The organism is Candidatus Nitrotoga sp. AM1P (assembly GCF_013168275.1).
GTDB lineage: Bacteria > Pseudomonadota > Gammaproteobacteria > Burkholderiales > Gallionellaceae > Nitrotoga.
In genome coordinates, this window is the sequence record NZ_AP019547.1 from 2,269,748 (window position 1) to 2,284,620 (window position 14,873).

12 protein-coding genes are annotated in these 14,873 nt (G+C 51.3%); 1 reads left to right on the top strand and 11 read right to left on the bottom strand.

The window, feature by feature from the left end; translation table 11 throughout:
- Window positions 1-55 precede the first annotated feature (55 nt).
- The 11 genes from W01_RS10285 to zwf all read right to left on the bottom strand — a co-directional run bounded on the left by W01_RS10285 (window position 56) and on the right by zwf (window position 14,023).
- On the bottom strand, window positions 56-1,600 hold the full coding sequence (locus W01_RS10285) for an FAD-dependent oxidoreductase (RefSeq protein ID WP_173054420.1): 1,545 nt from the start codon (window positions 1,598-1,600) through the stop codon (window positions 56-58).
- 266 nt (window positions 1,601-1,866) lie between these two features.
- A complete protein-coding gene (locus tag W01_RS10290; RefSeq protein ID WP_173054422.1) occupies window positions 1,867-2,415 on the bottom strand; it encodes a DUF488 domain-containing protein in 549 nt (182 codons plus the stop codon).
- Window positions 2,416-2,476: 61 nt separating this feature from the next.
- Window positions 2,477-3,076 carry a uracil-DNA glycosylase family protein gene (locus tag W01_RS10295; protein WP_173054424.1) on the bottom strand — a complete coding sequence of 200 codons (600 nt, stop codon included), beginning with the start codon at window positions 3,074-3,076 and terminating at the stop codon, window positions 2,477-2,479.
- Window positions 3,069-3,230, bottom strand: a complete 162-nt coding sequence (locus W01_RS10300; RefSeq protein WP_173054426.1) for a hypothetical protein — start codon at window positions 3,228-3,230, stop codon at window positions 3,069-3,071. Before W01_RS10300 ends, W01_RS10295 begins: the two co-directional genes overlap by 8 nt.
- 30 nt (window positions 3,231-3,260) lie before the next feature.
- Window positions 3,261-5,810, bottom strand: coding sequence for an alpha-glucan family phosphorylase (gene glgP / locus W01_RS10305; RefSeq protein WP_173054428.1), 2,550 nt, complete (start codon window positions 5,808-5,810; stop codon window positions 3,261-3,263).
- Window positions 5,811-5,861: 51 nt separating this feature from the next.
- A complete protein-coding gene (locus W01_RS10310; protein WP_173054430.1) occupies window positions 5,862-6,887 on the bottom strand; it encodes a class I fructose-bisphosphate aldolase in 1,026 nt (341 codons plus the stop codon).
- The gene (locus W01_RS13940; RefSeq protein WP_242006936.1) at window positions 6,871-7,134 is read right to left on the bottom strand and encodes a DUF2934 domain-containing protein; all 264 of its coding nucleotides are present in this window, start codon (window positions 7,132-7,134) and stop codon (window positions 6,871-6,873) included. Before W01_RS13940 ends, W01_RS10310 begins: the two co-directional genes overlap by 17 nt.
- Before the next feature lie 152 nt (window positions 7,135-7,286).
- Entirely contained in the window at window positions 7,287-8,969 is a 1,683-nt protein-coding gene (pgm, locus tag W01_RS10320) for a phosphoglucomutase (alpha-D-glucose-1,6-bisphosphate-dependent) (RefSeq protein ID WP_242006937.1), read from the bottom strand.
- Between the two features lie 52 nt (window positions 8,970-9,021).
- Window positions 9,022-11,124, bottom strand: a complete 2,103-nt coding sequence (gene tkt / locus W01_RS10325; protein WP_173054434.1) for a transketolase — start codon at window positions 11,122-11,124, stop codon at window positions 9,022-9,024.
- Window positions 11,125-11,252: 128 nt separating this feature from the next.
- A complete protein-coding gene (gene tal, locus W01_RS10330) occupies window positions 11,253-12,338 on the bottom strand; it encodes a transaldolase (RefSeq protein ID WP_173054436.1) in 1,086 nt (361 codons plus the stop codon).
- A gap of 245 nt (window positions 12,339-12,583) precedes the next feature.
- Window positions 12,584-14,023 carry a glucose-6-phosphate dehydrogenase gene (gene zwf / locus W01_RS10335; RefSeq protein ID WP_242006938.1) on the bottom strand — a complete coding sequence of 480 codons (1,440 nt, stop codon included), beginning with the start codon at window positions 14,021-14,023 and terminating at the stop codon, window positions 12,584-12,586.
- A gap of 479 nt (window positions 14,024-14,502) precedes the next feature.
- Between zwf and W01_RS10340 the strand changes: the two genes are divergently transcribed.
- Window positions 14,503-14,793, top strand: coding sequence for a glycosyltransferase family A protein (locus tag W01_RS10340; RefSeq protein WP_173054438.1), 291 nt, complete (start codon window positions 14,503-14,505; stop codon window positions 14,791-14,793).
- Window positions 14,794-14,873 lie beyond the last annotated feature (80 nt).

The window sequence follows — 14,873 nt, forward strand, 5'->3', positions numbered from 1 at the left end:
GTTCATTTTTTATGAAATGACGATTATTAGGAACTCTAGTCTCATGAGATTTCACTTATATTTTCGTACTGAGATTTCTTTCAAATTCGACTTCCGCGCGTAAGCACTCCAGATCCCGGTGAACGGTTGCCACTGCCAATTTTTTGGCGCCGCGACGATATGTGATCGTGCAGTTTTGCGTATCAGCGTCAAGCTGCCCGTCGATCTCGGCTTTGTCCCACTGCTCAGCGTGGCCGACATAAGCGAGGCCGAAATCGTACTGCTCGGTCCAGAAGAATGGAACAGCGTCAAAACGTTCCCGCCGTCCAAGCATATTGCGCGCCGCGGTCTGTCCCTGACGCTCAGCAACAACCCAGTGTTCAACACGGATGTGTTCACCGGTAAGCATATCTGGCCAGCGTGCGATATCACCAGCCGCAAATATGCCCGAAACACTCGTTTCAAGATATTCGTTCACCGTGACACCACGATCCGTGGCCAATCCTGCCTGTTCCGCAAGTGCGATTGATGGACGTACACCAATGCCAACCACGATAAAATCGGCTTGAATTATTTCTCCGTTCTGCAATGTGATGCTATGAGCGTCGATCGAGGTAGCAGTCGTATCGAGATGGAACGTTACGCCATGGTCTTCATGGAGTTTGCGGATGAATTTTCCGACATCCGCTCCCAGAATTTTCTCCATAGGATTTGTCTCTCGTCCAACCACATGTACTTCGATGCCACGATTTCGAAGTGATGCTGCCACCTCCAGTCCGATGAAGCTTGCACCGATTACTACTGCTCGTTGTGAAATCAGCGCTTTGGCGATAAGCACGCGACTATCGGCCAGTGTGCGTAAATAATATACATGAGGGAGATCTCCACCAGGGACTTCAAGCCGAACCGGTTCGGCGCCAGTGGCGAGCAGCAGGGCAGCATAGGTAAAGCGACTGCCGTTCTCGAGTTGCACGTACTGATTCGCTGTGTTAATTGTGGTTGCTCGAGCGCCCAACTTCAAATCGATGTCATGTTCTCTGTAAAATTCTGGTGATCGGAGTAGATTGAATTCTTCAGGTGTCGTGCCTGCAAGATAACCTTTTGAAAGATTGGGGCGGTCACAAGGCTCAGATTCATCAGCGCTCAGCATGGTGATGCGACCGACATAACCCTCCCGACGGAGCATTTCCGCAGCAGCATTGCCAGCAGCGCCGCCTCCTAAAATAATGATTGGTCCTTGCAGGTTAGTCTCGCTTAGAGAGGGTTGTCGCTCTTGAATTTCGAGCTTCTCACGAACATATACCATGCCATCTAATTGTTCGACGCGCCAGCAGGAAATCGGATTTAGCGCTGGCGCGCGCAGCGCCTCTCCAGTACGCAGACTAAAGCAGGCATGATGCCAAGGGCAACGCAAAGTATCGCCCACCAGCAATCCCTCATTCAGCGGCGCTCCATAGTGTGTGCAGAAAGCACCGATGGCGAACAGCTCGTTGCCGGATCGCGTGAGCAGAACCGGTTCACCATGTGCATGTCCGAGCAGCATCTCGCCTTCTGAGATAACTGAGTGTGCAACACCTGTTGCGAAATTCGGTCCGTCCAGTTTTGTTTTTTCTACGTTCATTTTGTTTGACCGAAGCGCATAACACTTCTCCTTTTATTAAGAATAAAGCTTGAACAATGACCTAAAAAAATTGATACTTTGTTGTAATTATCTCTGCAATTTTTGAAGTGTTATGTGCGATAACTCACATAAAAATATCAATGTTTCTATTTTGGCCGCGTTAAAAAAATGAAACATCCGATATGCCAAATATTCGTTCGCCAGCCCCGGTTCTGATCGTGAAAAACAAGCGATTTCATTCGGTCTCGGGAGCAACAGCGCCAGAATCATGAGGGTATCTCATAGGATGGATAAGTTATTGTCATGTCATCTACCTTGGCAAAAGAAGTTAGCGCATGCGACTGAAGTCGTGTTCGGCTGATAATTTCCTCGACCTGGGTACCGTGTACTAACAAGGCATCCGCAATTAACGAGCGATGGCAACGCCACGGGACAGCTTCGGCACACATCAGCACCACCCGTTCATGCGTTGCCAGTTTCATCAGGCCCGCCAGATTTTCTGCAAATTCGGCAGTCTGCATATAGTCCGCATAACCGCGGAATGAAGCATTTCGCCAACCCATATTCGGAGACTCCGGGCTCGCACGGCGGAAGCCTCCCAAGCCGGTAGCGTGCGCATAGCGGATTCCGGTAAGTTCAAGTGCGATCGGCAATGTGTCGCCGTTGAATTGCGGGTTGTGACGAGATCTTGGCACGCTACGTACATCAATGAGGCTTGTAACTGAATGGGCTTTAAGCAGATCGATAAACTCTTCCACAGGCCGTGTGGAATGCCCCACAGTCAATACGATAGGTTGAGAGCCTTGCTTTATCATTTTTTCCGATCAGGTAGTGTGTGCATCAGGTTTTCTGGTAACGAAGTATCTTATTGTTTACTCAGCTAGCGTGAAGTGCTTCGATCCTTGCGCGTAGCACGGGCAAAAGTTGTTGCTCAAACCATGGATTGCTGTTAAACCATGGCGTATTGCGCGGTGAAGGATGGGGCAGGGGAAAGTATTGCGGAGCATATTCCTGCCATTTTCTGGTTGTTTCCGTCAATGACAGCTTGCGGCGGTTGCCCAGAAAGTAACGCTGCGCATACTGGCCGACAAGCAAAGTCAGTTCAATGTGAGGCAGCTTGGCTAGCAGTTGGTCTAACCATAACTCCGCGCATTCGCGGCGCGGCGGTAAATCGCCTCCCTTCCCTCGCCCCGGATAACAATAGCCCATTGGGATGATCGCGATATGCGACTGATCATAAAAAACATTTTTATCTATCCCCATCCACGTTCGCAGACGCTCTCCACTCGGGTCATCCCACGGGATGCCAGTAGTATGCACGCGCGCGCCGGGCGCCTGTCCCACGATCAGAATACGGGCTGTTTCACTGGCGCGCAGTACGGGACGCGGGCCGAGCGGCAAATATTGCTCGCACGCACGGCAATCGCGCACCTGGGACAATAATACTTCGAGAGTGGGATATCTTGTTTCAGACACAATTGTTTGCCTTGAGTTTAGCGACACTTAATGTTTCCCAATCTTTTGATGTTGAGTTGCCATTTTTTGTGTTTGCAACAAGTACATCACTGATGATGGTTTGTGCTGTATCCAAGTCCTGTTGCAGATAATCTGCCGCGTGGACATTTTTCATATGAATTCCGTGGTGTTGTTTCTGTAAAAATCACCGCTGCCATAGGATGTGGGCTGTTTCCAAAGGTACTGATACACCGGGGTAACATGGAATTATTCGCGCGGTAAAATCTGTCGATGGTCGAGCTGCCGACACCGCCCCACTATATAGGTACCCGCCGACCGAATACGTCAGTTGGCTGATGCGCGCTATTTCTTGCCTGATTGGACTGCCTCCATCGATGCCGTCGGCGTATAGCTCGACTCGCACGGCATTTGCATCGAGGTCATCGAGGTAGACCTGCACTTCAAATACGTGTTGTTGCCCATTAGTCTCAACCTTGACTTCGCCGAAGCGTAGCGCGGCCCAATGTTGATCCAGATCTTGCCGCCAATTAACGATCTGCACACCCACTGCACCTTTATTAACTATGCGCTCACGATAAGCTGAGACAGCGGGGAGGTAGTGTTGTTCCGTATATTCACGCACAGTACGGTTTGTAGAAAAGCGCGGCGTTAAGCGCGCCATGCTTTCCCGCATCCGCGCTACCCAAGCGGTGGGAATTCCCTCCTGGTTACGATTATAGAATTCCGGGATAACTTCATGTTCCAGCAGGTCATAAAGCGCTTCTGCTTCAGCAGCGTCCCAAGCCGGATCATCGCCGTGTTCTTCACCGTCCCCCAATGCCCATCCTACTTCCGGCGTGTAGGCTTCTGCCCACCAGCCGTCTAATTCGGATAGGTTGATTCCTCCATTGACGAGCACCTTCATCCCGCTTGTTCCGCTTGCCTCCCATGGTCGCCGGGGCGTATTAACCCAAACATCCACGCCTTGTACCAAACGCTCGGCTACCAACATATCGTAATCGGCCAAGAAAATGACCGGTGGATGAGACGTGTCCTGGCCAATGAATTGCGTCCATTTCTGAATCAGTGCGCGACCTGCCTGATCTGCCGGATGTGCTTTTCCCGCCAGGATCATCTGTACCGGACGTTGGGGGTTATTAGTGAGTATGTGTAGCAGTCGATTGAGATCATGCAACAGTAAATCCGGTCTCTTGTAGGTCGCAAAGCGTCGTGCAAAGCCCAGCGTTAAGGTATCTGGATCAAGCAGATGCTTCGCCCTGTTAATTGCTTCAATGGAAGCACCCGATGCGGCCAGTTGTCGACATAATCGTTTGCGTGCATATTTGATAAGAGATTGGCGGCTCTCGGTGCGCAGTTGCCACAATCTTGCGTCGGGAATATTGCGAATATCCTCCCCCAAGGTTTCCGTCGCCCTTAGCCAGCGATCCTTTCCACAAACATTTGTCCAAAGTTCATCGGCCGCTACGGAATCCCAAGTCGGCACATGAACTCCGTTAGTGATGTGTCCGACCGGCACTTCGTCCAGTGGCCAGCGCGGAAAAAGTGGTTCAAAGAGGTGCCGGCTCACTTTTCCATGCAGACGACTCACGCCATTTACGGCCCCGCTCCCGCGAATCGCCAAATAGGCCATATTGAAACTTTCGGATGAGTCGTTCGGATTCAGACGACCCAGTGCAAGCAAATCGTGGAGTGGTATGCCGAGCTGATGTTCAGCATACCTTTTCAGGTATTGCTCTATCAGAGCCGGAGTAAAACGGTCAAAACCGGCGGCAACCGCTGTGTGTGTAGTGAAGAGATTGCCTGCTCGCGTAACGGCGAGTGCGACTTCGAATGACTGCCCGGTCAATTTCATGAAACTTCGCGCCCGCTCCAGAATGACGAAGGCCGCATGTCCTTCGTTCAAGTGACAGACCTCGGGTTCAATACCAAGTGCAGTGAGTAATCGCCATCCACCAATCCCAAGCAGTAACTCCTGCTTGAGGCGCAACTCCGGCCCGCCGCCGTAGAGCTCGCTAGTAATGCCGCGATCTGCGGGGAAATTCGCTGCATCATTGCTATCCAGTAGATACAGTTTTACTCTGCCAACCTGAACCTGCCAAGTGCGTAGCCAGACCGAATAACCGGGCAACACAATCTCTAATCTCAGCCACTCACCATTCGGGTGACGTAACGGTGTAATTGGCAACTGTCCGGGCTCGTTATAGGGATAGAGAGCCTGTTGCATCCCATCCTTGTCGATCACTTGGCGAAAATAGCCTTGTTGGTAAAGCAGCCCCACGCCGATGACCGGCACACCTAAATCGCTGGCAGCTTTGAGCTGATCACCAGCCACATTACCCAGCCCGCCGGAATATATGGGAAGCGCTTCGCTCAACATAAATTCCATGCAGAAATATGCGACACAGCTTAGGGAAGATTGCGGATAGGTTTGTTGAAACCAAGCGGGCGCTTCTGCAGAGGCTCGTCTGGCTTGCACCAAATCATCAATACTTTTGCAGAAAGTGGGGTCGGCTAATTCGCATTGAAATTTCTCACGTTGAATTGTTTGCAGGACAGCCCAGGGGTTGTGAGTTAAATCCCAAAGCTCGGGATTAAGCTGCCTCCATATTGAGTCGGCACCGTGACTCCATGAGGAGCGCATGTCCAAGGCAAGCTCAGCCAGTGCATCAAATCCTTCTAAATCATCGTGTAGGTGGCTTTCCATCGAATGGCTGACATGTATTTTTTCTTGCATGTGTTTCCCTCCAAGCGTAGCGGTTATGCCATACCGATTGACGCGCCAGTTTCATTTTTCCAATTCAGAATCGTATTTACCACAACTCGCCCAGCCATTTAGTCGGGCGCGATGGTAAAACGCCTGTTGCGTAGCGGCCCCATTTTCCGCCTTGCCCGCCCAGACCTGTAAAGCCGGCTGCTGCAAGGCGCGTCCATAGGAGAACGACAACGCCCAAGGTGCATTGGGAAACAGAATATTAATAGCGTTAAGGTTGGCCGTCGCTTCCTCGGGTGATTGACCTCCGGACAGGAAATTTATGCTGGGCACTGCCGCAGGTACCGTGCGGCGTAACACCTTAATCGTAGCCGCAGCCACCTGCTCCGGACTTGCTCTATCTGGGTGTTTTTTACCTGGCAGCACCATGCTCGGTTTTAGGACGGTGTATTCCATGATCACCTTATGACGGTACAGTGCTTGAAAGACGGCATGGATCACCGCCTCGGTAACTTCAAGACAGCGCTCCAATGTATGGTTTCCATCAATTAGTACTTCGGGCTCAACAATAGGCACGAAACCTTCCTCCTGACAGACAGCCGCGTAGCGTGCCAGTATTTCCGCATTGGCTTCGATGCCGAGGATTGTTGGATTTTGTTCACTGATCGAGTACACCTCTCGCCACTTGGCAAAACGCGCCCCTTGCGCTTTGTAAATGCGGAGACGCTCGGCCAAGCCGTCGAGTCCCTGAGTGATCTCATCGCCGAATGCGTTCGCCAAGGGAATCTTGCCTTTGTCCACCTTGACGCCAGGCACAATACCCTTTCTAACCAAGATCTCGGGTAGCGGAGTGCCGTCGTCTGCAATTTGTCCAAGGGTGTCCTCAAACAAGATTGCCCCGCTAATAAACTTCTCAATGCCTGACGTAGTAAACAGAAGCGAGCGATAGGCGCGCTGCAACTCAACTGTAGACGTGGCCCCTATAGCTGCAAAACGTTTTGCTATGGTAGGCGTACTCTCATCGGCGGCAAGGATGCCTTTGCCCGGCACAACCATATCAGCGATAGTTGCCCGCAATTCGTCTTCAGTGCTGCGGTTCATTATGGAGTTCCGATGGCTCGGAAAATAGCTGGCCGATTTCCGCTTCAGCTTCATACCAGTCATTTTCGGGATCGCCTCCCACGAAGCTGCGCTTCTGAGCTCGCCGGTATGCCGCTTCAGCGATCATTTGATGGCGTTGCTCAGGGGTGACGCCCATATGTTTATTGTCTGTAGACGTTTCCAGTTTGGATTCTTTGGATTTATCATGGGATGCGGAGTGTTTTTGTGGATGCAATATATTTTTCATGACGTTCCCTTTCATTAGAATAAATAGCAATTAAGAATAAACGGTTCATATTAAGCCGGTAACTAAAAACGTTCAGTGCGGTATCGAACAGACTGGGTTCGCGTTATGCTCGCTTGCCATAATTTTTGATTATCATCAGTGTGATACATGCTTTAAGGAATTACTGAATCCGTTGCCAGGGCATCGCTGATGAGGGTTTGTGCTTCTGTCAGAATACGATGTAAATGATCAACCCCCTGAAAGCTTTCAGCATAAATTTTGTAGATGTTTTCTGTGCCGGACGGACGCGCCGCAAACCATCCTTGTTCTGTAATTACCTTCAATCCACCGATGGATGCGCCGTTACCTGGCGCGTGAGTTAGAACAGTCTGAATTTTTTCGCCAGCCAGATCTGTGGAGCGAATCTGTTGGGGCGAGAGTTTCGCCAGCATTTCTTTTTGTGCTGGAGTAGCCGGTGCGTCAACACGTTCGTAAACAGGTTCGCCGAATTCATGCGCTAACTCACGGTATATTTCGCCGGGATCACGGTTCATGCGCGCAGTAATTTCGGCCGATAGCAAAGCCAAAATGATCCCATCCTTGTCGGTTATCCATACAGATCCATCGGTTCGAAGAAAAGACGCACCTGCACTTTCTTCCCCGCTAAAACCAAGTGAACCGTCGAACAAGCCATCCACAAACCACTTGAAGCCGACGGGCACCTCGTAGAGCTTGCGGCCAAGCTTTGTGGTAATGCGATCTATCATCTGGCTACTTACTACGGTCTTGCCTACTGCCGCTGACTTGCTCCATTTCGGCCGGTGCTGGAAAAGATAGTTAATCGCGACAGTAAGATAATGATTCGGCGGTAGCAGCCCCGTGCTTCGGGTAACGATTCCGTGTCGATCATGGTCAGTGTCGCAAGCAAAAGCAATGTCGAAGCGGTTTTTAAGACCTATTAATCCTTGCATCGCGTAAGGAGAGGACGGATCCATGCGGATTTGGCCATCCCAATCGATGGTCATGAAACGGAATGTCGGATCGATGACTTTGTTCACCACCGTAAGATCCAGGCTATAGCGATGGGCAATTGCAGTCCAGTAGTGAACTCCAGCACCGCCGAGCGGATCCACGCCCATGTTAATGTTCGCATCGCGAATTGCGTCCATATTGATTACGCTATCGAGATCGTTTACATAAGTATTTAGATAGTCGTATCGGTGAGTCGTGGAAGCACGCAGGGCCTGTTGGAAAGGAATCCTTTTCACGCCTTTGAGGGCATCTTTGAGAAACTCATTGGCTCGGGTTTCAATCCAGGCCGTGATAGCGTTTTCTGCGGGTCCGCCATGGGGTGGGTTGTATTTGAAACCGCCGTCCTGGGGTGGATTGTGTGAAGGCGTGATGACTATGCCATCCGCCAGTCCTTTTTCGCGCCCGCGGTTGTAAACGAGTATCGCGTAAGAAATTACCGGGGTTGGAGTATATTCGTCGTTCTCTGCAATCATCACCTCAACACGATTGGCCGCCAGCACTTCCAGTGCGCTGGCGAACGCTGGCATGGATAGCGCATGCGTGTCGATGCCGAGGAATAGCGGACCATTGATACCCTGCCGCTCGCGGTATTGGCAAATGGCCTGACAAATAGCAAGTACATGCCATTCATTGAAGCTCGTTGCTAACGCTGAACCACGATGTCCTGAGGTGCCGAACGTGACCCTTTGTGCCAGCACAGATGGATCGGGTTTTTCCGTGAAATAGGCGGTAACAAGTTTGGGTATGTCTACCAACGCCGATAGTCCAACAGGCTTGCCTGCCAAGGGATTTATTTTCATGGTCGTATCGTCCAAGCTGCTCATTTCATGTCTCCTGCATTGGATAAATTCCCTTAACGCGACAGCTCAATGGGATTCATACTCCTTTCTTCAAAGCGCTGCGCGTGATTTGTGCCTTGGCAGCCGCCACAACGTGAGCAGGCTCAAAGCCGAAGTGCTGCTCGACGACCTTAGTCGGCGCAGACAGGCCGAAGGTGCGCAGACCAAGGATGGCTCCATCGAAGCCGGTATAGCGTTCCCAGCCAAAAGGGGAGGCCTCTTCGACTGCGACGCGCGCCGTGATCTCGGGTGGCAACACACTGTCGCGATATTCCCGACTTTGATTTTCGAACAACTCCCATGACGGCATACTGATTACGCGTGCCTTGATTCCTTCAGATTTCAGCTGCTCGTAAGCAGTAACGCAGAGTGAGACTTCGCTACCGGTAGCCAGCAGCAGTACATCGGGCTTGTGATCCGCTGCATCGACTAGTACATAAGCACCGCGCGATACGCCATTCGCCTGTGCATATTGGGTGCGATCCAGGGTGGCTATTGCTTGCCGTGTTAGTACGAGGCAAACCGGACGATCTTTGAGCTGCATAATGACACGCCACGCTTCGACGACTTCATTGGCATCAGCCGGCCGCAATACAATCATGCCGGGCATTGCACGCAATGACGCAAGATGCTCGATGGGCTGATGCGTCGGCCCGTCTTCCCCCAAGCTAATCGAATCATGGGTCCAGATATAAATGACGGGAATTTGCATCATTGCGCTCAGCCGAATCGCCGCGCGGCAATAGTCCGTAAAAATGAAAAAACTTGCGGCGTAAGCACGCAATTTTGACAAGCTCATTCCACTGGCAATGGCGCACATCGCATGCTCGCGTATGCCGAAATGAAAATTGCGTCCGCCGTAATTGCCCCCTTCACTGTCCCCCTGCCTGGGTGCCTGAAAATTGCCATAAAACGTATCTTTTAATTCTGTTTTGGTCGAAGGTGCAAGATCTGCTGCGCCGCCAAGCAACCACGGCATTTGTGCGGCAATCGCATTTAACACCTTGCCCGATGAATCGCGCGTTGCGATACCCTTCTGATCTGGCGGAAATGTTGGTAGCGCGCTATCCCAGTTTTCCGGCAGGTCACGCAATTGCATACAGTCGATCTGTTTGGCCAGATCCGGATACTGCGAGTGATAGGCTGCAAACAATTGTTCCCAAGCGGCATGCTTGGTTGCGCCGCGATTGCCAAGCTGCGCCTTGAAATGTGCCGAAACACCCTCTGGCACATAAAATTGCGAGTCAGGATCCCAGCCGAAAAACTCCTTCGCCAGTCGTGTTTCTTCGGGGCCAAGCGCCTCGCCGTGTGCTTCTCGCCGATCCTGCTTGTGTGGTGCTCCGTAGCCGATGTGAGACCGCACAATAATCAGCGTGGGACGGTCATGAGTATTAAGGAAAGTTTCATAGGCATGCGTGAGCAATGTCAGGTCGTTCGCATCCTCGACGCGCACAACATGCCAACCGTAAGCCGTAAATCGGGCGGCCACATCTTCGGTAAAGGTAATGCCAGTGGATCCTTCGATTGAGATGTTATTGTCGTCATAGATCCAGCACAGATTGGCCAGTTTAAGATGCCCTGCCAGCGACGCTGCTTCACTGCTAATTCCCTCCATCATGTCGCCGTCGCTGCATAGCGCATAAACGTTATGATCGAACAGCTCGTAATTGGGGCGGTTATAAGTAGCCGCAAGCCAGCGTTCGGCAATCGCCATGCCGACGCTGACCGCAACACCCTGTCCGAGTGGACCCGTGGTGGTTTCCACGCCGGAGGTCCATCCGAACTCGGGATGCCCGGTGCAGCGGCTTCCGGCCTGACGAAAATTCTTGAGGTCATCGAGTGTCACAGCAAGCCGATCCGCTAATTCGTAACTTGGACTGGTTGCCTTGACTCCGGATAAATACAGCAGGCTATAGAGCAATGCCGAGGCGTGGCCGGCGGAAAGAACGAAGCGATCGCGGTTTGGCCATTCTGGATTCTCGGGGTCGTAACGTAGAAAGCGCTGCCATAGACAATAGACCGTTGGGGCTGCACCCATAGGCGTGCCCGGATGGCCCGATTGCGCTTTTTCGACGGCGTCGATGGACAGTGTACGAATAGTGTTGATGCAAAGCTGGTCGAGTTGAATGTGGTCGATCATGATTTACTCCCTATTCCTTGTCCCTCGCAGAACCTGGTGCAATGCGCAAAATGTCCAACATTGAGTGACAGGCTCGCTCTTGATAAAGTCCTTTTTGCGTTACTGCACAAGGCCATGTTTAAGCATGCTTAATTACCTTTGGTCAATCTGTCACTCTTTGATTTGATGCAAGCCATCAGGTCGACCCATGACTTGGTAAACGCTTCGGTACCTTCGCGCTGAAGGTCGGCGGCCAAAGTTTCATCGTTAATGCCTTCTTCCGTGAATTCGGCGAGTACGCTTTCGGCATAGCCGCCATCAACCGGCAGGGTGCCATTCACTTCCCCATGATCGGCAAAAGCGAGCAACGTCTTCTCGGGCAGGGTATTGATGGTATCGGGTGCCATGAGCGCTTCGACGTACAGGATGTCGGAGGCGTCAGGATCCTTGGTACCTGTGCTGGCCCAGAGTAAACGTTGTGGCCGGGCTCCAGAATTGGCCAGCTTCTGCCAACGAGGTGATGCGAGCAAGTCGCGATACGCTTTGTAAGTGCGCATGGCGATTGCAATGCCTAGACGATTGCTTAGACCAGGCTGAATCTTTTCTTTGATAGCCGCATCCCAACGGCTGACAAAAATCGATGCTACGGAATGAACGACAGGATCAAGGCCGCTGGCGATGCGTCGTTCTATGCCGCGCATATACGCTTCGGCTGCTGCGATGTAATGTTCGCGCGAGAACAGCAACGTGACATTCACCGGCACGCCTGCAAAAATGGCTTCTTCAATCGCAGGAATCCCCGCGTGAGTGCCGGGAATCTTGATGAAAAGATTGGGACGTTTTGCTCGAGCATGAAGTTGGATCGCCGCTTTTATGGTGCCAGCCATATCGTAGGCCAGCAAAGGCGATACTTCCAGCGATACCCAGCCATCAATCCCGCCAGTGGCATCATGAACCGGACGAAAGAGGTCGGCTGCCTGGGTTAAATCCTCCAAGGCCAGCTCAAGGAACAGTTCTTCGCCTGATTTACCCGCTACTGTTTTTTGACGGATGGACTCGTCATAGAAAGCGCCCTTATTAATGGCGTTATCGAAAATCGTGGGGTTAGAAGTGAGCCCCGTTATCGAGAGTTCATCAATGTAGCGGCGTAATGTGCCACTGGTCAGAAGGTCGCGTGTGATGTTGTCGAGCCAAAGTCTCTGACCGAGATTATGCAGTTGTTGTGTGGACTTCATAATTTCTCCTGTAGGGTGGGTTTGATAGTACCGAGTAATGCGGGCAAATTGAAATTGTAAGATCGCCTATGTGCTGTATCGTTGCTTCACCCAGTGTGCGAGGCAGCTGCCTGGAGTTAAATGTGAGTTGTGTACGGAACACTTCAAAAACGGTCGAGTACCGATCCCGGTTTTTATCGTCAAGATGGACGTTAAGGCCAGCAGAAGGCAATCGTTCAACAAGAAAAACAATTCGACTGCGGATTTCATGTTGCTGCCTGTTCTAGTGTGGGATTAAACCAATCTCCGTCTGCTGCAATCAGCGCATTAGCCTTTTTAGGTCCCCAGCTGCCAGGTTGGTAGGGCTGTACAGAGTGATGGGTTTTAAGAACTGGCTCAACCACCGCCCAGGCGGCCTCAATCGCATCCTCACGAGTAAACAGCGTTCCATTACCGGCCATAACATCTGTCAGGAGCCGTGCATAGGGTATTTCTTCTTGTGATTGTTTATAAAACAAATCGAGTTCTTGCTGATCGCCGATGAACTCCTGGCCTACATGTTTAACACGAGCAGCAAGGGCTATTACGAAATCGGGAGAGAGCCGGAAACGCAGATAGTTGGCTCGCCCGTTCGCTGGAGCGGAATCGTCGAACAATCTTTGCGGCGGCGGTTTCAGTTGAATCAGCACTTCTGCCGCCGTTGTAGCCAGAAATTTACCGGAACGCAGGTACCACGGTACGCCCGCCCAACGCCATGAATCGATGTGCAGCCGCAGGGCACAGAAAGTCTCCACGTCGGAGTCCTTTGCCACGTGTGGCTCCTTCCGGTAACCAACATACTGGCCACGCACCAAGTCGTCCGGCTGTAGTGGACGCATGGCTTTAAAGACTTTTGCTTTCTCGATATGTACGGCTTCATAACCCTGGTAGGCCGGCGGCTCCATGGCAAGCAATGCGACGACCTGGAACAGGTGGTTCTGAATGACATCACGTAGACAGCCAGCACTTTCGTAAAATTCACCGCGCCCCTCCACCCCGAAATTCTCGGCTAACGTTATTTGGACACTAGCCACGCAGTTGCGGTTCCAAATCGGCTCCAGAAATGAATTGGCGAAGCGAAAATAAAGTATATTCATGATCGCCTCCTTTCCAAGGTAGTGGTCGATACGAAAGATAGCGTTTTCCGGGAAGACCGATTTAGCAATGAAGTTAAGTTCACGCGCGGATGCCAGATCACGTCCGAATGGTTTTTCCACGATAACGCGTGCATTCTCAGCCAAGCCAGCCACGCCGAGTCCTTTTATGACGATCGCGAATAGCGAGGGCGGGATGGCAAGGTAATGCGCTGGGCGTTGAGCATCCCCTAGCGTCTCCTTGATCGCTGTGTACGTAGCCGGATTGCTATAGTCACCTACCACGTATCGGAGCAGGGAAAGAAGGTGACGGAGAGCCTGCTTGTCATCGATCTTGCCGGATTTTTTGATACCCTCCGTCGCCCGTTTTCGAAGTTGTGCCACACTCCATGGTGAGGATGCAACGCCAACAACGGGCACATTAAGGACGCCGCGCTTCGCCATTGCGTAGAGTGCCGGGAAGATTTTTTTGTAAACAAGATCCCCCGTTGCACCAAATAATACCAATGCATCAGACGGCGCGGCGTCGCCGTTAGTTCCATCCATCCTAATTTTATCTTTTCTTTTTGCCATACCCACTTAGCTACTTTCTTATCGTGGAGAAGCTGGCCTATCGGCATCATTGCCATTAATTCCGGCAACCAAAGCAGCTTAAGAACCCAGCCCGGATTATTTTATTTGAATAGATGGGGTTGCCGACTGATTGCCTTTTCGCAGGTGTCGTTGATTCGCTTATAAGTATGCCATCGAAATAATTTTTGGGTCTGTACGCCATCGAACATAGCGCCACGGAACATGAGCAGACACTGGTCATATTGCGCTTTATGGATGCTTAATTTATTTCAAGCCAGAAATACAAGCTTACTGATTTCGTCAGTACAATTTTTATTTCTGTCAGGTGAACTAGCAAAATCACAACAGCTGGTTAGAGCATGGCTACTCCTCTGGCTATATGTTAGGCTGCGATTTGCAGCAAAGGCATACTTAAAAATTAATAAAGCCAATATAAACATGGGGCGGATTCAAGTTCGGCACGGGCGACCCAAAACAACATGGCAGCTGCTCAGGCCGATGGTGACCTGTTGGTGTTTCTCGCGGACGATTTCGATCCCTCTCCCGATCTGATTGCCGCGTATGCGGAATACCACACACTGAATCCTGATCTTAACGCTGTGGGTATAGGCCCGGGGCTATTTCCCGATAATTTTCGTACAGACATTTTCACGCGCTGGCTGGAGGATTCCGGCAAAATATTTGGTGTTCCCATGCGCCGTATTTTGGCGGTCTGGCCCAAAACATTTTTCTATGCTGGTAATGCTTCAATTAAAAAAGCCAAACTCTAGTCGCTCGGCGGTTTTGATGAGCGCTTTTTAAACGATGCTTGGGACGACTTTGAATTTGGCGTACGTTGGGCGGCGAGCGG